General features: G+C 67.8%; 18 protein-coding genes. 14 read left to right on the forward strand and 4 right to left on the reverse strand.

Going from position 1 to position 21,546, the window contains the following annotated elements:
• Window positions 1-17: 17 nt before the first annotated feature.
• Entirely contained in the window at window positions 18-1,019 is a 1,002-nt protein-coding gene (locus ACZZZN_RS17645; protein ID WP_463506433.1) for an acetylxylan esterase, read from the reverse strand.
• On the reverse strand, window positions 1,016-1,564 hold the full coding sequence (locus ACZZZN_RS17650; RefSeq protein WP_463506434.1) for a CGNR zinc finger domain-containing protein: 549 nt from the start codon (window positions 1,562-1,564) through the stop codon (window positions 1,016-1,018). The genes ACZZZN_RS17645 and ACZZZN_RS17650 overlap by 4 nt, the downstream gene beginning before the upstream one ends.
• Before the next feature lie 39 nt (window positions 1,565-1,603).
• Here ACZZZN_RS17650 and ACZZZN_RS17655 point away from each other — a divergent pair, with 39 nt between their 5' ends.
• The 5 genes from ACZZZN_RS17655 to ACZZZN_RS17675 all read left to right on the forward strand — a co-directional run bounded on the left by ACZZZN_RS17655 (window position 1,604) and on the right by ACZZZN_RS17675 (window position 7,204).
• Entirely contained in the window at window positions 1,604-2,584 is a 981-nt protein-coding gene (locus ACZZZN_RS17655) for an EamA family transporter (protein ID WP_463506435.1), read from the forward strand.
• A gap of 73 nt (window positions 2,585-2,657) precedes the next feature.
• The gene (locus tag ACZZZN_RS17660) at window positions 2,658-3,326 is read left to right on the forward strand and encodes a GntR family transcriptional regulator (protein WP_463506436.1); all 669 of its coding nucleotides are present in this window, start codon (window positions 2,658-2,660) and stop codon (window positions 3,324-3,326) included.
• Window positions 3,323-4,849 carry an MmgE/PrpD family protein gene (locus ACZZZN_RS17665; RefSeq protein ID WP_463506437.1) on the forward strand — a complete coding sequence of 509 codons (1,527 nt, stop codon included), beginning with the start codon at window positions 3,323-3,325 and terminating at the stop codon, window positions 4,847-4,849. Before ACZZZN_RS17660 ends, ACZZZN_RS17665 begins: the two co-directional genes overlap by 4 nt.
• A 316-nt stretch (window positions 4,850-5,165) precedes the next feature.
• Entirely contained in the window at window positions 5,166-6,068 is a 903-nt protein-coding gene (prpB, locus tag ACZZZN_RS17670) for a methylisocitrate lyase (protein ID WP_463506438.1), read from the forward strand.
• Window positions 6,069-6,070: 2 nt separating this feature from the next.
• Window positions 6,071-7,204 carry a bifunctional 2-methylcitrate synthase/citrate synthase gene (locus tag ACZZZN_RS17675; RefSeq protein ID WP_463506439.1) on the forward strand — a complete coding sequence of 378 codons (1,134 nt, stop codon included), beginning with the start codon at window positions 6,071-6,073 and terminating at the stop codon, window positions 7,202-7,204.
• A gap of 584 nt (window positions 7,205-7,788) precedes the next feature.
• Here ACZZZN_RS17675 and ACZZZN_RS17680 read toward each other — a convergent pair.
• Window positions 7,789-8,220 carry an META domain-containing protein gene (locus tag ACZZZN_RS17680; protein ID WP_463506440.1) on the reverse strand — a complete coding sequence of 144 codons (432 nt, stop codon included), beginning with the start codon at window positions 8,218-8,220 and terminating at the stop codon, window positions 7,789-7,791.
• A 336-nt stretch (window positions 8,221-8,556) separates the two neighbouring features.
• On the opposite strand from ACZZZN_RS17680, the gene ACZZZN_RS17685 reads away from it, so the two are divergent.
• The 9 genes from ACZZZN_RS17685 to ACZZZN_RS17725 all read left to right on the forward strand — a co-directional run bounded on the left by ACZZZN_RS17685 (window position 8,557) and on the right by ACZZZN_RS17725 (window position 19,914).
• Entirely contained in the window at window positions 8,557-10,749 is a 2,193-nt protein-coding gene (locus ACZZZN_RS17685) for an Ig-like domain-containing protein (protein ID WP_463506441.1), read from the forward strand.
• 128 nt (window positions 10,750-10,877) lie between these two features.
• On the forward strand, window positions 10,878-11,888 hold the full coding sequence (locus ACZZZN_RS17690) for a LacI family DNA-binding transcriptional regulator (RefSeq protein ID WP_463506442.1): 1,011 nt from the start codon (window positions 10,878-10,880) through the stop codon (window positions 11,886-11,888).
• A 175-nt stretch (window positions 11,889-12,063) separates the two neighbouring features.
• Window positions 12,064-13,386, forward strand: a complete 1,323-nt coding sequence (locus ACZZZN_RS17695) for an ABC transporter substrate-binding protein (protein WP_463506443.1) — start codon at window positions 12,064-12,066, stop codon at window positions 13,384-13,386.
• Window positions 13,387-13,470: 84 nt separating this feature from the next.
• Complete coding sequence (locus ACZZZN_RS17700) at window positions 13,471-14,376, forward strand: carbohydrate ABC transporter permease (RefSeq protein ID WP_463506444.1); 906 nt, start codon at window positions 13,471-13,473, stop codon at window positions 14,374-14,376.
• Between the two features lie 8 nt (window positions 14,377-14,384).
• The gene (locus tag ACZZZN_RS17705; protein ID WP_463506445.1) at window positions 14,385-15,350 is read left to right on the forward strand and encodes a carbohydrate ABC transporter permease; all 966 of its coding nucleotides are present in this window, start codon (window positions 14,385-14,387) and stop codon (window positions 15,348-15,350) included.
• 1 nt (window position 15,351) lies between these two features.
• The gene (locus tag ACZZZN_RS17710; protein WP_463506446.1) at window positions 15,352-16,668 is read left to right on the forward strand and encodes an arabinan endo-1,5-alpha-L-arabinosidase; all 1,317 of its coding nucleotides are present in this window, start codon (window positions 15,352-15,354) and stop codon (window positions 16,666-16,668) included.
• Window positions 16,665-17,333, forward strand: a complete 669-nt coding sequence (locus tag ACZZZN_RS17715; RefSeq protein WP_463506447.1) for a YesL family protein — start codon at window positions 16,665-16,667, stop codon at window positions 17,331-17,333. The genes ACZZZN_RS17710 and ACZZZN_RS17715 overlap by 4 nt, the downstream gene beginning before the upstream one ends.
• Before the next feature lie 62 nt (window positions 17,334-17,395).
• Window positions 17,396-18,895: an arabinosylfuranosidase ArfA gene (arfA, locus tag ACZZZN_RS17720; protein WP_463506448.1), complete on the forward strand. Its 1,500-nt coding sequence runs from the start codon at window positions 17,396-17,398 to the stop codon at window positions 18,893-18,895.
• A 5-nt stretch (window positions 18,896-18,900) separates the two neighbouring features.
• Window positions 18,901-19,914 carry an arabinan endo-1,5-alpha-L-arabinosidase gene (locus ACZZZN_RS17725; RefSeq protein ID WP_463506449.1) on the forward strand — a complete coding sequence of 338 codons (1,014 nt, stop codon included), beginning with the start codon at window positions 18,901-18,903 and terminating at the stop codon, window positions 19,912-19,914.
• 90 nt (window positions 19,915-20,004) lie between these two features.
• On the opposite strand, the gene arfA (ACZZZN_RS17730) is transcribed toward ACZZZN_RS17725, so the two are convergent.
• Window positions 20,005-21,528, reverse strand: a complete 1,524-nt coding sequence (gene arfA, locus ACZZZN_RS17730; protein ID WP_463506450.1) for an arabinosylfuranosidase ArfA — start codon at window positions 21,526-21,528, stop codon at window positions 20,005-20,007.
• Window positions 21,529-21,546: the final 18 nt, after the last annotated feature.

The raw sequence follows: 21,546 nt of genomic DNA on the forward strand, positions 1-21,546 counted from the left end.
TGCGCTTCGAGCTCCCGTCAGGCGAGACGGCGGCTCCAGGACTCAGCAGGCTGCGAGAGCGAGCTCGAGGTGCGCGCGACCGCCTCGGATCGCTGCCGCCGTGACGGCATCCGACCCGGGTAGTCCGCATGTCCGGCGGGCAGGACCTCGAGGTCGAGCGTGCCGACGGCGTTCGCCACCGCGAACTGGCCCTGGGGCGGCACGTACGGATCCCACAGCGCTGCCTCGACGCGCACCGGGATGCGGGTGAGGGTCATCGCACTCGAAGCGTCGAACCAACGCAACGTCTCTCGGGCCTCGGGGTGCGCGGCGACGTGCTCGCGCACGGCCTCGCCGCTGCCGACGCACGACACCGCGAGCCGCTCGTCGTACTGTCCGAAGCTCGGCACGATGAGCGTCGCCCCGATGTAGCGGTCGTCCCAGGGCAGCGCGAGCGAACCGATGCCGCCGCCGAAGCTCTCACCCACGTAATAGAGAGGCGCATCGCCGGTCAGGGTGAGCAGCGCGTCTGCCGCGAGCCACAGGTCGCGGGCGCACAGTCCCAGCACGTAACGGTCGGGATCGTCGATGCCCGCGAGCACGTGCTCGTCTCTCGGCTCGGGAGCGCCCACACCGGCATTCAGCGTCGGCAGGCCTCGCGCGACGGGGAAGATCGCGGCCGCGTCATCGGGGACTCGCGCGAGGTCGATCGCATCGCGTCCGCCGTATCCGTGGCTGTGCACCACGCCGACGCGAGCCGCGCCCGACGCAGGCTCGACGAACCACGCACGCAGACGAATGCCGTCGACACCCGAGTACTCGATGACCGAGACGCGGCGGCCCGCCTCGGAATCGACTGACAGAACGACCGGGGCGTCATCCACCTGCCGTGCCTCGTCGCGCCACCGCATCCAGCGCTCCGCGAAGCCCTCGGGCGGTGCGATCGGAGCAGTGCCGCGCAGCGTCTCAAGACTGTGGCCGTAACTGGCGTCGAAGGGGGCATCGGGGAACCAGGAGTCGTAGGGAGAGGCGAAGGTCATGCGTGAGTGTCGCTCCGGGTGCGGCGGGCGCGGTACGCGGCCACCGCATTGCGGTTGGTGCAGGTGATCGAGCAGTAGCGCTTCGAGCGGTTTCGCGAGAGGTCGAGGGCGAGAGCCTGGCACGTGTCGTCGGCGCAGATGGAGATGCGGGACCCCTCATCGGCACGGATGACGTCGATCAGCGCCATGGCGGTCTCGATCAGCACGCGTTCGGCCAGCGGTCGCTCGTCGGCCACCGCGTGCAGGTGCCAGTCGACTCCGTCGTGGCGTACGAGCCTCGGGGCGAGGTGAGCCTCGGCGAGGGCGGCGTTGACGTGCTCGGCCATCGCGTCGCGGGGCGCGAGCAGCATGGCGCGCAGGCGCGGGCGCAGGTCTCGGATCGAGACGAGTTCGACCTCGTCGCGATCGAGTCGACCCGAATAGGGGAAGTCAGCGAGGAAGGCGTCGTAGTCGGCGAGCGTCTCGAGCGTCTCGGGGTCCTCCGCCGAGTTCACCAGCCAGACGGCCGAGCGAAGAGCCTCTTCCGTGTCATCGGTGAAGTTCATGTTGACACCTTACATTGCACGCGAGTAGCGTCACCTGTCATGAGCAAGGTTGCAAATGACATCACCGCGCAGGGTGTGCGCTTCGGTCTGCCGCTGGCGATCGGCGCGGCCTTCGCGTTCGGGATGTCCGGCGCCTGGGCACGGGGACTCATCGATGCGGGGTGGACACCCGGTGCCGCCGTGACCGCGCGGGTCTGGGTCGCGGCGCTCGTGCTGCTCGTGCCGACGATCCTGTCGCTGCGGGGGAGGTGGGGCGTGCTGCGGAAGAACGCCGGCATGGTCGCCGCCTACGGTCTGCTCGCCGTCACCGCCACACAGCTCTGCTACTTCCAGGCCGTCGCCGTGATGGACGTCGGCCTCGCACTGCTCATCGAATACACCGCGCCGATCGCCGTCATCCTGTGGCTGTGGCTGCGTCGAGGTGAACGCCCGAGTCGGCGCAGCGTGATCGGCGCCGCCATCGCCTTCGTCGGCCTCGTGCTGATGCTCGACATCATCACCGGCGCCGAGGTGAACGTCGCCGGCATCCTCTGGGCGCTCGCCGCGATGGTCGGCGCGGCGACCTACTTCCTCCTCTCGGCCAAGGCTGACACCGGGCTGCCGCCGATCGCGCTCGCCGGAGGAGGGCTGCTGCTCGGCGCGATCGCATTGACGATCGCCGGCCTCGTCGGCATCCTGCCCATCGCCTGGACGACCGACGACATCGCCTACCGCTTCGGCACCGTGCCGTGGTTCGTCCCGGTGCTCGCGATCGGGCTCATCGCGACGGCCCTCGCGTACGTGCTCGGCATCGCCTCGACCCGGATGCTGGGCTCGCGCCTCGCCTCGTTCGTCGCGCTCGCCGAAGTCGTCGCCGCGCTGCTGTTCGGATGGCTGCTGCTCGGACAGCTTCCCGACCTGCTGCAGGCCCTCGGCGGCGCGTTGGTGCTGGTCGGAGTGGTCGTGGTGAAGCTCGGCGAGCCGCGGCCCGCGGAGTTCGTCGAACCTGTGCCGGATGCCGTGGAGCAGCCGCAGCGTTAGCGCAATGTATACGCGAGGCACTCGGCGCTCACTCGAATGACCTCTTTGCGGTATTTGTGTATACACTGAGGGCATGAGCTCCGTCGCCGATCGCATCACCGCGAGCGATCGAGCGCACGCGGCGCTGCTGGAGGAGATCCAGTCAGGCACCCTCCCCGCCGGCTTCGTGCTGGGCGAGGTCGAGCAGGCCGCCCGGCTCGGCATCAGCCGCACCCCGATGCGCGAGGCGCTGCGCCGCCTGGCAGCCGACGGCCTCGTCGTGCAGCAGTCGCCGCGGGTCACGGTGGTCGCGGATCTGGATGCCGAAGACATCCGCGCGCTGTTCGAGATCCGCCGCGCGCTGGAGGAGACATCCGCCCGTCTCGCCGCCCAGCGAGGGGACGCCACCCTGTTCGCCGCGCTCGCCGACGAATTCGCTCACGTGGATCTCGCCGCCGTCGAAGGACGCGACGCGTACTACTCCCTCATCGCCCGCTTCGACGCCGCTCTCGACCAGGCGGTCGACAACGACTACATCGCCTCGGCGCTGCGCACCGTGCGCACCCACCTCGTGCGGGTGCGCCGGATGGCCCGCGACAAGCCCGACCGCCTCGCCGCCTCCGCCGCCGAGCACCGCACGATCGCGGCGGCACTCGGCGCCCGAGACGGAGATCTCGCCGCCCACGCCACGCACGTGCACCTGCACAACGCGCTCGCCGGCATCCTCGACTCCCTGACAGCCAACCCAGAAGGTGTGAAATGACCGTCACCCACCACGTCCGTGTGCACCGCAGCGATGAGAACCTCGCCCGAGAAGACCAGCTCGCCTGGAAGATCGCCGAGGTCGCCGCCGACCCGGTCGAGGTCGAGCAGGACGTCACCGACATGATCATCAACCGCATCATCGACAACGCGTCGGTCGCCGCGGCATCCCTCACCCGCGGCCCCATCAACGCGGCCCGCGCCCAGGCGTTCAGCCACCCCGTCTCGACCGGCGGCATCGGCGCCACGGTCTTCGGTGCTGCTCTCGATCACCGCACCAGCCCCGAGTGGGCGGCGTGGGCCAACGGTGTGGCCGTGCGCGAGCTCGACTACCACGACACGTTCCTCGCGGCCGAGTACTCGCACCCCGGTGACAACATCCCGCCGATCCTCGCCGTCGCCCAGCACGTGCAGGCCGACGGTCGCGCACTGCTGCGCGGCATCGCCACCGGCTATGAGATCCAGATGGACCTCGTGCGCGCGATCTGCCTGCACAAGCACAAGATCGACCACGTCGCCCACCTCGGCCCGTCGGCCGCCGCCGGCATCGGCACCCTGCTCGGCCTCGACGTCGAGACGATCTACCAGGCCGTCGGCCAGGGACTGCACACCACCACAGCCACCCGCCAGAGCCGCAAGGGCGAGATCTCGACCTGGAAGGCGCACGCCCCGGCGTTCGCCGGCAAGCTCGCGGTCGAGGCCGTCGACCGGGCGATGCGGGGCCAGACCAGCCCCGCCCCGATCTACGAGGGTGAAGACGGCGTGATCGCCTGGATGCTCGACGGCAAGGACGCTGCCTACGAGGTGCCGCTGCCCGCCGCGGGCGAGGCAAAGCGCGCGATCCTCGACTCGTACACGAAGGAGCACTCGGCTGAGTACCAGGCGCAGGCGTGGATCGACCTCGCCCGCAAGCTCGGCACCGAGAACCCGGCGCTGCGCGACCCCGCGAACATCGAGGCCGTCGTGCTGCACACCAGCCACCACACGCACTACGTGATCGGCTCGGGCGCGAACGACCCGCAGAAGTACGACCCCACGGCATCGCGCGAGACGCTCGACCACTCGATCCCGTACATCTTCGCGGTCGCCCTGCAGGACGGCGGCTGGCACCACGTCGACTCGTACACTCCCGAGCGTGCGGGCCGCGAAGACACCGTCGCGCTGTGGCACAAGATCACCACGGCCGAGGATGCCGAGTGGACGCGCCGCTACCACTCGGAAGATCCCGACGTGAAGGCGTTCGGCGGTCGCGTCGAGTTCCGCCTGATCGACGGCACGACCGTCGTCGACGAGATCGCCGTCGCCGACGCGCATCCGCTCGGCGCCCGACCGTTCGCCCGCGACAACTACATCGCGAAGTTCCGTCTGCTGGCCGAGCCGGTGCTCGAGCCCGCCGAGATCGAGCGTTTCCTCGAGCTGGTGCAGCGTCTGCCCGAGCTCACGGCGGCCGAGGTCGGCGAACTGTCGATCATCGCGAAGCCCGGTCTGCTCGAGGGCGCCGACGCCCCGAAGGGCCTGTTCTGATGCTGCCTCACCGCGTTTCGTCTCCGGCCGCTTCGCGGGCGTCGCTCAACGACCAAGCCTGGAATCCCCGGTCGTTGAGCGAGCACGGCGGATTCGGGTCGTGGAATCCCCGGTCGTTGAGCGAGCACGGCGGATTCGGGTCGTGGAATCCCCGGTCGTTGAGCGAGCACGCTGGATTCGGGTCCTGGAATCCTCGGTCGTTGAGCGAGCGCGGCGGATTCGGGTCGTGGAGTCCCCGGTCGTTGAGCGAGCGCGGCGGAGCCGAGCGAGACGAAACGCGGCATGAAGCCGCAGACACACTGAGAGGGATGTTCTGATGCTGTACTCCCACGTCACCCCGGCCGAGAAGCGCCGTCTGTTCCGCGAGCGCCTCGCGAGCGGTGAGCTGCTGCGGTTCCCCGGAGCCTTCAACCCGCTGAGCGCCCGACTGATCGAGCAGAAGGGCTTCGACGGGGTCTACATCTCGGGCGCGGTGCTCTCTGCCGACCTCGGGGTGCCCGACATCGGCCTCACCACCCTGACCGAGGTCGCAGGCCGCGCCAAGCAGATCGCGCGGATGACCGACATCCCCGCGATCGTCGACGCCGACACCGGCTTCGGCGAGCCGATGAACGTCGCCCGCACGATTCAGGAGCTCGAAGACGCGGGCCTCGCCGGCACGCACATCGAAGATCAGATCAACCCGAAGCGCTGCGGTCACCTCGACGGCAAGAGCGTCGTCGACGAGAGCACGGCGATCCGTCGCATCCGCGCAGCCGCCGATGCCCGTCGCGACCCGAACTTCCTGGTCATGGCGCGCACCGACATCCGCGCGGTCGAGGGGCTCGATTCCGCGATCGATCGCGCCAAGGCGCTGGTGGATGCCGGGGCCGATGCCGTCTTCCCCGAGGCGATGCGCACGCTCTCCGAATTCGAGGCGATGGCAGAGGCGCTCGACGTGCCGATCCTCGCCAACATGACCGAGTTCGGCAAGAGCGACCTCTTCTCGGTCGACCAGTTGCGGGATGCCGGGGTGAACATGGTCATCTGGCCGGTGTCGCTGTTGCGCATCGCGATGGGCGCGGCGGGCCGAGCGCTCGATACGCTGAACGAGGAGGGGCATCTCACCTCGAAGCTCGGTGAGATGCAGCACCGTGCAGATCTCTACGACCTGATCGACTACGAGTCCTACAAGGAATTCGACTCGGGCGTCGCAGGCTTCACCGTGACGAAGGAGTGAGCATGACCGAGCCGGACATCAAGAAGGGCCTCGCGGGAGTCGTCGTCGACACCACAGCGATCTCGAAGGTCAACCCCGAGACGAACAGCCTGCTCTACCGCGGGTATCCCGTGCAGGAGCTGGCGTCGACCCAGTCGTTCGAGGCGGTCGCGTACCTCCTGTGGCACGGCGAGCTGCCGGATGCCGCGCAGCTGGCAGCCCTGCGTGCGACCGAGCGCGAGCACCGTGCGCTGACCGATACCGTCAAGGCGGCGATAGACCTGATCCCCGTCGAGGCGCATCCGATGGACGAGGTGCGCACGGCGGTCAGCGTGATCGGCGCCGCTGACACGAACGCGGGTGGGTCTGTGTTGGATGCCGGAGGCAGCCCCGAGGAGAACCTCGAGCGCAGCATCCGCCTCTTCGCCGCGCTGCCGGCGATCGTCGCCTACGGTCAGCGCCGTCGTCGTGGGCAGGAGCCGATCGCGCCGCGCGACGACCTCGACTACTCGGCGAACTTCCTCTGGATGACGTTCGGGGAGGAGCCTGACCCGGTCGTCGTCGACGCGTTCAACCGCTCGATGATCCTGTACGCCGAGCACTCTTTCAACGCCTCGACGTTCACGGCCCGCGTGATCACCTCGACGCTCAGCGACCTGTACTCGGCCGTCGTCGGCGCGATCGGCGCGCTCAAGGGACCGCTGCACGGCGGGGCGAACGAGGCCGTGCTGCACATCTTCGACGAGATCGGCGACGCCTCGAACGTGGTGCCGTGGCTTGATGCGGCTCTGGCGGAGAAGCGCAAGATCATGGGCTTCGGCCACCGCGTCTACAAGAGCGGCGACTCCCGCGTGCCGACCATGAAGGCGGCACTCGACACGCTCGTCGAGCACTACGACCGGGCAGAGGTGGCCGAGCTGTACGACGCGCTCGAGTCGGAGTTCGTCGTACGCAAGGGCATCTACCCCAACCTCGACTATCCGTCGGGCCCGGCGTACAACCTGATCGGCTTCGACACGCTCACCTTCACGCCGCTGTTCGTCGCGGCGCGGGTCACCGGGTGGACGGCGCACATCATCGAGCAGGCCGGCGCGAACGCGCTGATCCGCCCGCTGTCGTTCTACGACGGCGTCGACGAACGACACGTCGAAGGCTGACTCCGTTTCGTCTCGCTCGGCTTCGCCGGGCTCGCTCAACGACCGGGGAGGGTGCTGGTCGTTGAGTGAAGACGACGGAGTCGCCTGAGTCGACACGTGGTGGGGCGATATGAGGACGTCACCGCGTTTCGTCTCGCTCGGCTTCGCCGGGCTCGCTCAACGACCGGGGAGGGTGCTGGTCGTTGAGTGAAGACGACGGAGTCGCCTGAGTCGACACGTGGTGGGGCGATATGAGGACGTCACCGCGTTTCGTCTCGCTCGGCTTCGCCGGGCTCGCTCAACGACCGGGGCGGGTGGTGGTCGTTGAGTGAAGACGACGGAGTCTCCTGAGTCGACACGTGGTGGGGCGATAGGAGGACGTCACCGCGTTTCGTCTCGCTCGGCTTCGCCGTTCTCGCTCACCGACCGGGGCGGGTGGTGGTCGTTGAGTGAAGACGACGGAGTCGCCTGAGTCGAAACGTGGTGGGGCGATCCGAGGACGTCACCGCGTTTCGTCTCGCTCGGCTTCGCCGGGCTCGCTCAACGACCGGGGGCGTTTCGTCTCGCTCGGCTTCGCCGGGCTCGCTCAACGACCGGGGGAGTGGTCAGCTGGAGCGGGTGAGGTTGCCGAGCTCGGCGCCCGATGCATCCATGATCACGAGCACGTCGCCGTCGAGTTCGACGGCGCGCACGCCGCGCATCCAGTCGTCGACGCCGGGGCAGGCCTTGAGCGTCGAGGCGAACCGAGCGAGGTCGACGCGGTCACCGTTCACCGAGTAGGTCGTGGTGACGCCGTTGCATCCGTCGCTGCCGGTGACCGTGCCGTCGGCGGCGAACTCCAGGTGCGGCTGCCCTGCGGCGTTCTCTCCCCAGAGTCCGACGAGCTTCTCGACGACGGCCGCCTCTTCGCTGTTCGGCTCGGGAGTCGATGTCGGGGCGTCGCCCGGGGTGCCGGTCGCACAGGCCGTGCCCAGCAGGGCGAAGGCTCCCAGCATCGCGAGGCCGACGAGGTTTCGTGCTCTGCGGTGGGTGCTCATGCTGGTCATGGTAACCGGGTCGGCAGCCGAAATACTGAGTTCTCAGCGGATTCGACGGTGCGGAAGGTGAATGTCGGGCCGCGGCGCCTCGCGCGTATACCCCGCAAACGAGTGCCAGGTCAAATGGCAAAATTCTGGTAAACAATTCTCCCATTCTGTGGATTTACTGGGTACTCTGCTTGAGATCCCTGTTCGTCCCGACGGGCAGGATCCTGCTTGTCGGGGGGCCAGCGTCGCAGTTCACGCCTCCACCGGGAGGCGGCCGGTTCTGTGCTCCGTGCGCGTGCCGGAACTGAAACTGACTGACGATCCGTGACCAGCAAGGACATACATCACATGAAGCACAGAGTGACAGGTCGACGCCCTCTGGCGTTGACCGCCGCCACGACGCTCGCGCTGTCGGGCATCTTCCTCGGAGCGCCTGTCGCGTTCGCAGAGGACGGATCTGCACCGGCCCCCGAGCCGACGGAGGCGTCGAGCCAGAGCGGCCCCGACGCCGAGATCCTCGAGGCCACGAAGCAGGCTGCCGACGAGGGCGTCGAGGTCGTCGCATTCGGCAAGAAGGCCGACGGCACCGGAGTCGTCGTCGTGACCGCCGAGAGCCCGACCAGCGGCGCAGCGATCGACAACGTCGCAGCCAAGGCCGAGCTCGCCAATCCGTCGGTCGTCACGGTCGAACGCACCCTTTCGGCTTTCGCCGAGGGTGACGTCGTCGGTGGACAGGGCTACCTGTCGGTCTCTCCCGACCTTCCCGGCTTCCTCGCGAACGAGCCCGGCAACGCCGCATGGTCGTGCTCGCTCGGCTTCGCGGCATTCTCGCCCGCCGGTGACCCGGCGCTCCTGAGTGCAGGACACTGCGCCTTCGGTGAGAACGACGAGCGCCTCACCGACACCACCCTGACCGTTCCCAGCAGCGAAGCAGCCGCCGGTAGCGACCAGGTCGCACTGCCGAGCTCCATCGAACTGCTCGGAAAGTTCAGCTTCGCCCAGTTCGGTGGCGCCAACGGCAGCCTCGGCACGAACGGCGACCCGAACGCGACCGACATCTCGGTCATCGACATCGCCGAGGGGTCCGGATGGAACCCGGTTCCCGCCGTCACCGACTGGACGACGGCCGGAGACTCGCTCAGCTCGCTGGCTGACAGCGTCATCGAGATCAAGTCTGTCGCCGCTCCTTCGCTCGGCGAGGTGCAGAAGAGCGGTCGCACGACCGGCTTCACCACCGGCGCAGTCGACGCGGATGACGTCCTCGACGGATGGGCGAGCATCGACGGTCACTGGGTGCAGGGCTTCTCGAGCAACACGCTCGCCGGCCCCGGCGACTCGGGTGGAGCCGTCATCCAGGGCAACGCAGCTGTCGGCCTCATCAGTGGTGGCTCGCCTGCGAGCCCGACCCAGGAGCAGTTCACCTGGTCGGCATCGCTCGTCACCGCGCTTCCCAAGACCGATGGCTACACGGTCGCACTCGACCTCGACGCACCGGTCGTCAACGACCTGGCCAGCGGCGATGAGGTCAACCCCGGAGCGACCATCACCGGCACCGCTCCCGGATCCGACACCGTGACCGTCACCGGACTCGGCGCAGAGCAGACCGTCGACGTCGTCGACGGAGCGTTCTCGTTCGTCGGACCCGTCGACCTCGGTGCCGCGGAGATCACCATCACCGGTGTGAACGGCTTCAGCACCTCGCCGACCACCACGCTGAACCTGACGGTGGTTCCCGCTCCGCTCCTCGCACCGGTCATCACGTCGCCTGCCGACGGCTCCACGGTCAACGCGCCCGTCACCGCGGTCTCCGGCACCGGACTCCCGACCGCCGAGATCACGGTCAGCAACGTCAAGGGCGAGACCCTCGGCACGGCCGTCGTCGCCGCTGACGGAAACTGGACTGTCGACGGACTGAAGCTCGGGTACACCCCGCAGCACAAGATCGTCGTCACCCAGACCCGCACCATCGAGGGTGTCGACGAGGTCTCGCCTGAGGCGACCTCGACCTTCGCGGTCGTCCCCGCCGCGCCCGCTGTGACCTCGGTCGCCAACGGCGCGGAGTTCCCGCACGACGGGGGACCCTCGGTCCTCTCGGGTACCGGCATCAGCGGTGCGACCGTCACCGTGACGCTCACCGGCGCCGAGCCGGCACCGGCGGCAGGAACGACGGCGGCCCTCGCGGCATCCTTCGCCGCAGCCAGCGGCACGTTCACGGCCACGGTCGAGAGCGGATCGTGGGCTGTCGACTTCGGTGCGGCTCTGCAGCCCGGCACGTACACCGTGTCGGTGACGCAGTCCATCGGCGGTGCCGCCTCGGCTCCGACCGACGTGGCCTTCTCGGTCCTCGCGGCTCCGGTCGTCGGTGGCGGCGGAGCTGCTCCGGCTCCGGGTGAGGGCGGCGCAGCCGCTCCCGGTGACGGCGGCCTCGCCAACACCGGTGGCGACGTGATCGTCCCGCTCACCGCAGCGGCGATCGCTCTCGCACTGCTCTCGGGTGGATTCCTGCTCCTCGCTCGTCGTCGTCAGACGATCGAGAGCTGATCACCTGATCGCGATCTGACATGAGGAAGCCCGGCATCCCACGGATGCCGGGCTTCTTCTGTGTAGGGTGATGACGCGGTGGGACAGCATTTCTGCAACGTCGGCACCGCACTGATCCTGGAGGCGACATGGCGGTGACGCTGCACGACGTGGCGCGCCTCGCGAGCGTCTCGATCAAGACGGTGTCGAACGTCATCAACGACTACCCGCACATCCGTCCGGCGACGCGCGAGAAGGTCGAGGCGGCGATCGCCGAGCTCGGCTACACACCCAACCTCACGGCGCGCAATCTCCGTTCGGGACGCACGGGTGCGATCGCCCTCGCGCTGCCGGATCTCGGGCTGCCGTACTTCGCCGAGCTCGCGGCTCTCGTGATCCAGGAGGCGGAGGCTGCGGGAGTCGTGGTCCTCGTCGAGCAGACCGGCGCAGACCGCACTCGCGAGCTCGATCTGCTGCGCAGCCCCCGGCTCAAGCTGACCGACGGTCTGATCTTCAGCCCGCTGGGCATGGGGCAGGAGGATGCCGCGGCGCTGGACGTGTCGTTCCCGCTGGTGCTGCTCGGCGAGCGCATCTTCGACGGTCCCGCCGATCACGTCACCATGCGCAACGTCGAGGCGGCTCGCGCGGCGACCGAGCATCTGCTCGCGCAGGGCAGGCGCCGCATCGCCGTGGTCGGCGCGCACGAGGGCGAGGTCATCGGCTCTGCGGCGCTGCGTCTGCAGGGCTATCGTGCGGCGCTGGATGCCGCGGGCATCGCCTACGACGAGACGATCATCGGGTACACGACCCTGTGGCATCGGGCCAACGGTGCCGATTCCATGCGCGAGCTGCTCGCCCGAGGCGGCGAATTCGATGCGGTGTTCGGGCTCAACGACACCCTCGCGCTCGGTGCGATGCGGGTGCTGCAGGAGTCGGGACGTCGAGTGCCCGACGACGTCGCGGTCGTCGGCTTCGACGGGTTGGATGAGGCCGCCTACTCGATCCCGTCGTTGACGACGGTGGATCCGGGTCGCGCGTGGATCGCCAAGACGGCGGTGTCGACACTGCTCGCGCGGATCGCCGGGGACGCCGGTGCCCCGCCGCGCACGCTTCTCGCCGACTACCGCATCCTCGAGCGGGAATCCGCTCCCTCGGTCTGATCCTCCCCGCAGCGGACGATCCGACCGCCTCCGGAACTGGTGATTGACAGTTCTGGCAAACCGGGTCACAATACTTTTACAACGTTTACTACAACGTTGTAAATCAATGGGATCGCTCACGCGGAGTAGCCGAGCGACGACAACGCAGTCACCTCCCGAGAGGAATCACAGCACAATGAAGTCACGGATCCTGGCCGTCGCCGGCGTCATCGCCCTCGCCTCGGCAGCACTCACCGGATGCTCGAGTGGCGCCGCAGCAGGCGGCGACAGCGACACCCTCACCTTCATGTTCCGCGGCAGCGACGCGGAGAAGGCGGCGTACACCGCGGCGATCGAGCAGTTCGAGAAGGACAACGACGTCACGGTGAAGATCATCATGACGACGGCAGACGAGTACAGCACCAAGCTCAAGGCGGCGATCACCGGCAAGCAGATCCCCGACGTCTTCTACGTCGACCCAGGCAGTGTGCAGGCGTACGTGAAGTCCGGGATCATCAAGGACATCACGACGGAGGTCGAGGCCTCTGTCGATCTCGACAACGTCTGGCAGTACGGCGTCGACAGCTACCGCTTCGACGGATCACTCATGGGGCAGGGCCCGATCTACGCGATGCCCAAGGACGTGGGCCCCTTCTCGTTCGGCTACAACAGGACCATGTTCGAAGCAGCGGGCATCCCGCTGCCCTCGGCCGACGATCCCTACACCTGGGACGAGTTCATCGACGTCGCGAAGAGGCTGACACTCGACACCGACGGCGACGGCGTTCTCGATCAGTGGGGCACCGGACTCAACGTGCAGTGGAACCTGCAGTCCTTCGTCTGGTCGAACGGCGGCGACTGGCTGAACGAGGACCGTACCGAGGTCACGGTCGACAGCCCCGAGTTCGCCGAGGCCCTGCAGTTCTTCGCAGACATGCAGAACGTCGCGCAGGTGACGCCGTCGGTGACCGATGCGCAGACCCTCGACACCTACCAGCGATGGATGCAGGGCGAGATCGGGTTCTTCCCCGTCGGCCCGTGGGACGTGCCCACCTACGAGACGCTGGACTTCGACTGGGATCTGATCCCGTACCCGGTCGGCTCGACCGGCGAGACCTCCACCTGGATCGGGACGCTCGGCATCGCGGTCGCCGAGTCCTCCAAGAATGCCGACCTCGCGACGAAGCTCGCCATCTACCTCTCCACCGACGAGACCGCGCAGCAGTCGCTCGTCGACGCCGGGGTGCAGGTTCCGAACCTCAAGGACATGGCCGACACCTGGGTGGCCTCTGCGACGCTGCCTCCCGCCAACAAGCAGGAGTTCCTCGACATCGTCAACGAGGACGGTCGCGCCCTGCCCGCGAACACGACTTACAGCGCCGAATGGTACGACGAGCTCTTCAAGAACATCCAGCCCGTGCTCGACGGCAAGCAGACCGCCGCCGACTACCTCTCCGAGGTGCAGCCGCGCATGCAGGAACTCCTCGACAAGGCCAACGCCGACGCCGGCATCGGCTGATCATCCTGCGGGGCCGTGCCTGTGCGCGGCCCCGCTGCCACCCTTCGGCTCCATCCGTCCCCGTTCTCTGAGAAGAGGTGACCCATGTCGACGACGATGACATCCCGTCGATCCCGACTGCACCGCCGTGAACATCTCGTCGCGGCCGCGTTCGTCGCGATCCCCGTGCTCGGCTTCCTGATCTTCATCGCGTACCCGCTGCTGTTCTCGTTCTACGCCTCGTTCACCAAGTGGAACGGTCTGAGCGACCCGGTCTTCAACGGATTCGACAACTACGTCGAGATGTTCAACGACCCGTACTTCTGGCAGGCGATGGGCAACACCGTCTTCCTGATGATCGGCATCCCGATCGGACTCGTCCTTTCGCTGCTGCTCGCTCTCGCGCTCAACCGCAAGATGCGCGGCACGACCTTCTTCCGCACCGTCTATTACGTGCCGGTGATCTCGTCTCTCGCCGCCGTCGCGATCCTCTGGCAGTGGGCGTACAACGGCGACTTCGGGCTCATCAACCAGGTGCTGGCGATCGTCGGCATCGACGGCCCGAACTGGCTGCAGAACGCCGACACCGCGAAGCCCGCGATCATCATCATGTCGGTCTGGAAGGGACTCGGCTTCTCGATGCTGCTGTACCTCGCGGCGCTGCAGTCGGTGCCCAGGCACCTCTATGAAGCAGCGGCCATCGACGGGGCGAACGCGTTCCAGCAGTTCCGCCACATCACGATCCCGATGCTCAGCCCCGTGACGTTCTTCCTCGTCGTGACGAGCATCATCGGCGGAGCGCAGATCTTCATCGAGATCAACATCATGACCCCGACCGGTGGTCCCGAGTTCTCCACGGCATCCATCGTCTGGTACATCTGGCAGAAGGCATTCAACTACCTGCAGATGGGTTACGCCACGGCGATGTCGGTGGTGCTCGGGCTCCTGGTCTTCGTGATCACCGCGATCCAATTCCGGATCAATCGCCGCTTCCAGTTCTCGATCGACTGAGGCCCATCATGAGTCAGCTCGTATCCGAGACCGCCGACGACACCGTCGCGGTCACCGTCCCCACCGCCCGTCGTCGCCGCACGCTCCGCGGAGGCGTGGGGCGTCCCACCGGCAACGGCGTGACGACGGGTCGGTCGCGCACCGCCCGTCGCCGCCTCGTCGACGCCATCCTCCTCACAGTGCTGTCGCTCGGCGGCGTGATCATGATCGCGCCGCTGCTGTGGACCTTCAGCACCTCGCTCAAGACCAAGGAGGCGGTCTTCGCGCTGCCGCCGCAGTGGATCCCCGATCCGGTGCAGTGGGAGAACTACATCCGGGTCTGGTCTGCCGGTCCGCTCGCGAGCGGCATCGTGAACAGCCTCATCGTGTCGGTGAGTGTCACGATCGTCGGCACCGTGAGCTCCGCGATCGCGGCGTTCGCGTTCGCGAAGATGCGGCTGCCGTTCAAGAACGTCGTGTTCCTGTCGCTGCTCGCAGCGATCATGATCCCGTTCCCGACGATCATGATCCCGCAGTTCACGATGTTCGCGAACGCCGGACTGGTCGACACGCTCTGGCCGCTGATCCTGCCGGGGATCTTCGGCAACATCGTCATGATCTTCTTCCTGCGCCAGTACCTCGATTCGGTGCCGGACTCGATCATCGAGGCGGCGAAGCTCGACGGCGCCGGGTACCTGCGCATCTTCGGGACGCTCATCTTCCCGGCCATCCGGCCGGCCATCGCCGCGCAGTTCATCCTGTGGTTCATGGCCGTGTGGAACGACTACCTCGCACCGATCATCTACCTGAACACCCCGGAACGTCAGACGCTGCAGCTCGTGATCGCCAGCTTCAACGCCACCTACGCCAGCCAGACCGACTACCCGCTGATCATGGCGGCGTCGTTCATCGCGCTGATCCCGGTGCTCACCGTGTTCGTGGTGTTCCAGAAGCAGATCATCGAATCCGTGGCGCTCACCGGAGCGAAGGGCTGACATGCACGCCGATATCGACATCGACACCTCGACCTGGGGTGCCAGGCACGCACACGATCCGACCGTCGTCCGCGGCGACGACGGGCTCTGGTACATGTTCTCCACGGATGCCGTGGCCGGCGCCGATCGGGTGCCGGCCGGAGCCCACGTGCGCACGTCGCCCGACCTGGTGGAGTGGACGTATCGGGGCACCGCGCTCGACGGAGTGCCCGATCAGGCGCGGGAGTGGAGCGGGGCCTCTGGACTGTGGGCTCCCGAGGTCGTGCGCTGGCCGACCGCTGACGGCTCCCGCCTTTGGCACATGTACTACTCGGCGTCGACCTTCGGGTCCCGCACCTCGGCCATCGGCCTGGCGACGGCGACCGATCTCGCGGGGCCCTGGGTCGACCGTGGCATCGTGATCTCCACGAGTCACGATCGCGACGGATGCAACGCGATCGACGCCGCCGTCATCGTCGACAGGACGGGCGCGCCGTGGATGCTCTACGGATCGTTCTTCGACGGCATCCGTGCGGTCGAGCTGTCGCGCGAGACGGGTCTGCGTCTGCGCGACGAGCCCGGCGTGCTGATCGCCCGGCGGCCGCAGAGCGTCGACGGTGCGATCGAGGGGGCATACGTGCTGCACCGCGATCAGGACGACCGCTACGTGCTGTTCGTCTCGTTCGACTCGCTGGTCGACACCTACAGCGTGCGCGTCGGAGTGGCAGACGAGATCACCGGTCCGTATCGGGACCATCAGGGGCGCGACCTGACCTCGCCGTGCGACGACGAGGCGCTCGTCACCGGCACGAAGATACTCGGTGGACTGCGATTCCCCGGCGGCGTCGGCCTCATCGCGCCGGGACACAACTCGATCTTCCACGACGGCGACGCGACCTTCATGGTGCACCACGTGCGCTTCGCCGACGATCCGACGCTGCACGAGGCGCAGGTGCGGCGCGTGCACTGGACCGCATCCGGCTGGCCCGTCGTCTCGCCGCATCCGTTCGCCGGACTCGGCACCGAGCGGCTGGCCGTGGCCGAGCCGGTCGCGGGGGAGTGGGATGCCGTGCGCTTCGCCCCCGAGACGTCGACGATGGTCGATGCTCGTCGCGTGCACTGCGAGTCGACGCTGTCGTGCGACGGGGATCCGGTGGCCGCCTCGCTGATCCTGCGGGTGTCGGCGGATGCGGATGCGGATGTGGATGCCGAGGCCGTGGTGCTCGAGGCCGTCGTGTTCGGCGCCTGGGATCCCGTCGCCCGCCGCACGGTGCTCGCCTTCAGTGGCATCGACGAGCGCGGCGTCGTCTGGAGCGGTTCGCAGGCGGTGCGCTCGTGAGCGCCGATGCGCAGGTGGGACTCGGCTGGACCGGCCGGATCATGCAGGTGCTGCAGGCCGTCTGCACGCTGGTGCTGGTGAACCTGCTCTTCGCGGCGGGAGTCGTGGTCGGCCTCGGGGTGCTCGGGCTCATGCCCGCGAGCGTGGCCGCGGCGACCGTACTGCTCCACGGCGCCGGTGCCGGCGACGGCGACGACGTGGGGGCCGGCACCGTGCGTCGATTCATCCGCGCGTACCGCGCATCGTTCGTCCGGGCCAACCTGACCGGCATCCCGTTCCTCGCCGCGGGCGTGCTGCTCGCCGCGGACGCCGTCGTGCTGCCGAGACTCGACGGCCCGCCGGCGGCCGTGCTGACCGTGCTGACCTCGGTCACAGCGCTCGCGGTGCTGCTGATGTGGATCGTGTGCGTGACGCTGCTCGTGCGCTACCGCGACGCCCCTCTCGCCGTGCTGCGCTACGCGCTGCCCCTGGTGCTCTCCACCCCGCTCACCGGCATCGGGGTGCTCGTGGTGCTCGTCGCCTTCGCGGTGATCGCCGCTGTCTTCCCGGTCGTCATCCCGCTCGTCGGAGCCTCACTTCCGCTCGCCGTCGTGGTGCACATGATCGATCGGCGCCTGGCGGCGATCGATTCTCGCGACGCCGAGACCACCGATTCCCCGTACTGATCTCTCCCCACCGACCCCTACGCCTGCTCGCCGAGTCGGCCCGTACAGAGAAGGAAACCCCTGTGACCAAGGCACGCATCTCCATCGACCGCGAGGCGGTCGTCGCGACGATCGACCGACGCATCTTCGGCTCATTCGTCGAGCACCTCGGCCGCTGCGTCTACGACGGCATCTACGAGCCCGGGCATCCGACGGCCAATGAAGACGGCTTCCGTCTCGACGTCGTCGACCTCGTGCGCGAGTTGGGCTCGACCACGATCCGCTATCCCGGCGGCAACTTCGTCTCGGGCTTCCGCTGGGAGGACTCGGTGGGACCGCGGGATCAGCGACCGGTGCGCCGTGATCTCGCCTGGCACTCGATCGAGACCAATCAGGTCGGCGTCGACGAGTTCTCCCGCTGGCTCGCACTCACCGGATCCGAGCTCATGATGGCCGTGAACCTGGGCACCCGCGGTATCGAGGCAGCCCTCGACCTGCTCGAATACTGCAACCACCCGTCGGGAACCGCGCTCAGCGACCAGCGCATCGCGAACGGCACCGTCGAGCCGCACGACATCCGCATGTGGTGCCTCGGCAACGAGATGGACGGCCCCTGGCAGACGGGATATATGACGGCCGACGACTACGGCAAGATCGCCGCCCGCACCGCGCAGGCCATGAAGGCCGCCGACAAGGATCTCGAGCTCGTCGTGTGCGGGTCGTCGGGGTCGTCGATGCCGACGTTCGGCGACTGGGAGCGCACGGTGCTCGAGCATGCCTACGAGCACGTCGACTTCATCTCGTGCCACGCGTACTACCAGGAGCGGGGTGGCGACCTCGCGTCGTACCTCGCCTCGTCGCTCGACATGCAGTACTTCATCGAGACGGTGGTCTCCACCGCCGATCACGTCGGCAACAAGCTCAAGTCGTCGAAGAAGATCAAGCTCTCGTTCGACGAGTGGAACATCTGGTATCTCGACGAGCATCAGGCCTCCGACGAGGTCAACGACGAGTGGCGCGTCGCGCCGCGTCAGCTCGAGGACGTCTACTCGGTGGCAGACGCCGTGGTGCTCGGCAACCTGCTCATCACCCTGCTGAAGAACCACGACCGCGTGGCGTCGGCCTCGCTCGCACAGCTCGTCAACGTCATCGCCCCGATCATGACCGAGCCGGGCGGCGCCGCCTGGCGTCAGACCACATTCTTCCCGTTCTCGGTGACGTCGCGACTCGCGAAGGGCGAGATCGTGAAGCCGCGCATCGACGTGCCGACCTATGAGACGGCGGTGCACGGATCCGCTCCGCTCGTCGACTCGGTGGTGACGACCGACGGCACGGCGTCGGCGGTGTTCCTCGTGAACCGCAGCCAGACCGAGGCGATCGAGGTCAGCATCGCGGTGTCCGAACTCGGTGCGACCCGCATCGACGAGGCGGTCACCGTGTGGGACGACGATGTGTACGCCAAGAACACGCTCGCAGACCAGGAGCGCGTCGGGTTGAAGAGCCTCGACGGCGCGGTGATCGCCGACGGCGTGCTCACCGTCACCCTGCCTCCGGTCTCGTGGTCGGCGCTCGCCCTCGGCTGATCGGCATGATCCGCCTCGCACGCCTGGCCGGCGCCGCCGCAGTCTTCACTCTCGCGGCGGCGCTGGCCGGCTGCGGGTCTCCGCCGGGGGCAGCGGCCCCGGCGGAGACCCTCTCGGGCGACGTGTTCGTGCACGACCCCGCCTACGCGCGGGATGGGGACGACGCATTCATCTACTCGACGGGCAACGGGCAGATCGGCGACGGCACCGTGCAGATCCGGCGGTCCGACGACGGGATCGCGTGGGAGTACGTCGGCGAGATGTGGGCCGAGAAGCCGGAGTGGCTGACAGAAGCGGTGCCGGGTGTCGACAATCTCTGGGCCCCCGAGCTCTACGAGCATGACGGCATCTGGTACCTCTATTACTCGGCATCGACCTTCGGCTCCAGTACGTCGGTGATCGCACTCGCGACCAACACCACGCTCGACCCCGAGAATCCGGAGTACGAGTGGGTCGACCGCGGCGAGGTCATCGCCTCGGCAGGGACCGACTTCAACGCGATCGATCCCGGGATCGTCGAAGACGAGAACGGTGTGCCCTGGATGTCGTTCGGGTCGTTCTCGTCGGGCATCCGAATGGTGCAGCTGTCGTGGCCGAGCGGTCTGCGTGCCGACCAGGACGAGCCTCTGCGTCTGGCCGACCGCGGGCTGATCGAGAACGCCATCGAGGCCCCGTTCATCGTCGCGCACGACGGCACCTACTATCTGTTCGCCTCCCGCGGCTTCTGCTGCCGCGGCGTCGACAGCACCTACGAGATCATCGTGGGCAGGTCGACCTCGGTCGGCGGTCCGTATCTGGATGCCGACGGCGGCGCCCTGCTCGACGACGGCGGCACCGTCGTGCTCACCACCGACGGCGAGCGGATCGGGCCGGGTGGGCAGTCGGTCTTCGACGGCACGCTCGCGTTCCACTATTACGACGGTCGCGCCGACGGGGTCGCCACGCTCGGCCTGCTGCCGATCACGTGGAAAGACGGCTGGCCCCGCGTCGAGTGGCCGGCTGACGACTCATCGGAGTGATCGACGGCCAGGAAAACCCACCGGTCATGACACGACAAAGCCCGGTATCGATCGATACCGGGCTTCGTCGCGTTCAGGGGTGCTGGGCGCTCAGGCCAGCTCGATCACCGACCACGACAGCGGCGGGAGCGTCGCGCGCACCGCGCCGTCGACGACCTCGGCGGCCGCCAGCGGAACCATGTGCACGGCATCCTGCGTGGTCTCGAGGTTCGCGGTCTTGCGGTCGCCGCCCTCGGGGATCGTCAGCGTCTCGGCCTTCACGACCCGCAGACCGGTGAGTCCGCGGAGCTCGACCGTCAGGTCGCTCTCCTCGTCGAGCGAACGGTTCGCGACGAAGACGACGACGCGTCCGGTCTCTTCATCCCACGTGGCTGCGGCATCGACCGCGTCGACCCCGCCGTAGCGCTTGGTCTCGATCTGGGGCGCCGACACCGCGAGGCGCAGGATGCGTCCCTTGGCCAGTCGCGCCATGCGCTCGAAGGGCCAGAAGCTCGTCTGGCGCCAGGCCGGACCGTTCTCCTCCGAACGGATCGGCGCGATCACGTTGACGAGCTGCGCCTGGTTGGCGATCTTCACGCGGTCGCCGTGGCGCAGCAGGCTGTTGAGCAGCGTGCCCACGACGACGGCATCCGTCACGTTGTAGGTGTCTTCGATCACACGCGGATGCTGCTTCCAGCCCGCCTTCGCGATCTCGACCGACTCGACGTCGTTGAATTTCCGCTGATCCCACACGTTCCACTCGTCGAACGAGATGTCGACCTGCTTGGTGTGCTTGCCTGCGGCCTTCACCGCGTCGATGGTCGCGATGACGCCGTCGATGAAGGCATCCATGTCGACCGCCTCCGCCAGGAACGACTCGGCGTCGCCGTCGTGCTCCTGGTAGTAGGCGTGCATCGAGACGAAGTCGACCTCGTCGTAGGCGTGGGTGAGAACCGTGTGCTCCCAGGTGCCGAACGTGGGCATCGACCGCGCCGACGAACCGACCGCGACGAGCTCGATGGTCGGGTCGACGAGCTTCATCGCCTTGGCCGACTCCTGTGCCAGACGCCCGTACTCGGTCGCCGTCTTGCCGCCGATCTGCCACGGTCCGTCGAGCTCGTTGCCCAGGCACCACAGCTTGATGTCGAAGGGCTGCTCGGCACCGTTCTTGCGACGAAGGTCAGACCAGTACGTGCCGCCGGGGTGGTTCGCGTACTCCACGAGCGACCGCGCCTCTTCGACACCGCGGGTGCCGAGGTTGATGGCCTCCATGACCTCGACGTCGGCCGCCTTCGCCCAGTCCATGAACTCGTGCAGACCGAACGCGTTGGTCTCGATCGTGTGCCACGCACCGTCGATCCGCACCGGGCGGTCCTCGACTGGGCCGACCCCGTCTTCCCAGCGGTAGCCCGAGACGAAGTTGCCCCCGGGGTAGCGCACCACGGTCGGACCCATCTCCTTCACCAGGGCGAGAACGTCCTGACGGAAGCCGCGCTCGTCGGCCTGCGGGTGCCCCGTCTCATAGATGCCGGTGTACACGCAGCGCCCCATGTGCTCGACGAACGACCCGAAGAGCCTCCGGGGGACGTCGGCGATGGTGAAGTCGCGATCGATGGTGATGCGGGCCTGAGACATTGCTCTCCTGTATCTGGC

It is taken from the genome of Microbacterium sp. AC145 (assembly GCF_979258505.1).

What these genes read in the sequence shown, in the direction of transcription:
- ACZZZN_RS17645 (WP_463506433.1), bottom strand. Translation starts at nt 1,019, where the DNA reads ATGACCTTCGCCTCTCCCTACGACTCCTGGTTCCCCGATGCCCCCTTC.
- ACZZZN_RS17650 (WP_463506434.1), bottom strand. Translation starts at nt 1,564, where the DNA reads ATGAACTTCACCGATGACACGGAAGAGGCTCTTCGCTCGGCCGTCTGG.
- ACZZZN_RS17655 (WP_463506435.1), top strand. Translation starts at nt 1,604, where the DNA reads ATGAGCAAGGTTGCAAATGACATCACCGCGCAGGGTGTGCGCTTCGGT.
- ACZZZN_RS17660 (WP_463506436.1), top strand. Translation starts at nt 2,658, where the DNA reads ATGAGCTCCGTCGCCGATCGCATCACCGCGAGCGATCGAGCGCACGCG.
- ACZZZN_RS17665 (WP_463506437.1), top strand. Translation starts at nt 3,323, where the DNA reads ATGACCGTCACCCACCACGTCCGTGTGCACCGCAGCGATGAGAACCTC.
- prpB (WP_463506438.1), top strand. Translation starts at nt 5,166, where the DNA reads ATGCTGTACTCCCACGTCACCCCGGCCGAGAAGCGCCGTCTGTTCCGC.
- ACZZZN_RS17675 (WP_463506439.1), top strand. Translation starts at nt 6,071, where the DNA reads ATGACCGAGCCGGACATCAAGAAGGGCCTCGCGGGAGTCGTCGTCGAC.
- ACZZZN_RS17680 (WP_463506440.1), bottom strand. Translation starts at nt 8,220, where the DNA reads ATGAGCACCCACCGCAGAGCACGAAACCTCGTCGGCCTCGCGATGCTG.
- ACZZZN_RS17685 (WP_463506441.1), top strand. Translation starts at nt 8,557, where the DNA reads ATGAAGCACAGAGTGACAGGTCGACGCCCTCTGGCGTTGACCGCCGCC.
- ACZZZN_RS17690 (WP_463506442.1), top strand. Translation starts at nt 10,878, where the DNA reads ATGGCGGTGACGCTGCACGACGTGGCGCGCCTCGCGAGCGTCTCGATC.
- ACZZZN_RS17695 (WP_463506443.1), top strand. Translation starts at nt 12,064, where the DNA reads ATGAAGTCACGGATCCTGGCCGTCGCCGGCGTCATCGCCCTCGCCTCG.
- ACZZZN_RS17700 (WP_463506444.1), top strand. Translation starts at nt 13,471, where the DNA reads ATGTCGACGACGATGACATCCCGTCGATCCCGACTGCACCGCCGTGAA.
- ACZZZN_RS17705 (WP_463506445.1), top strand. Translation starts at nt 14,385, where the DNA reads ATGAGTCAGCTCGTATCCGAGACCGCCGACGACACCGTCGCGGTCACC.
- ACZZZN_RS17710 (WP_463506446.1), top strand. Translation starts at nt 15,352, where the DNA reads ATGCACGCCGATATCGACATCGACACCTCGACCTGGGGTGCCAGGCAC.
- ACZZZN_RS17725 (WP_463506449.1), top strand. Translation starts at nt 18,901, where the DNA reads ATGATCCGCCTCGCACGCCTGGCCGGCGCCGCCGCAGTCTTCACTCTC.
- arfA (WP_463506450.1), bottom strand. Translation starts at nt 21,528, where the DNA reads ATGTCTCAGGCCCGCATCACCATCGATCGCGACTTCACCATCGCCGAC.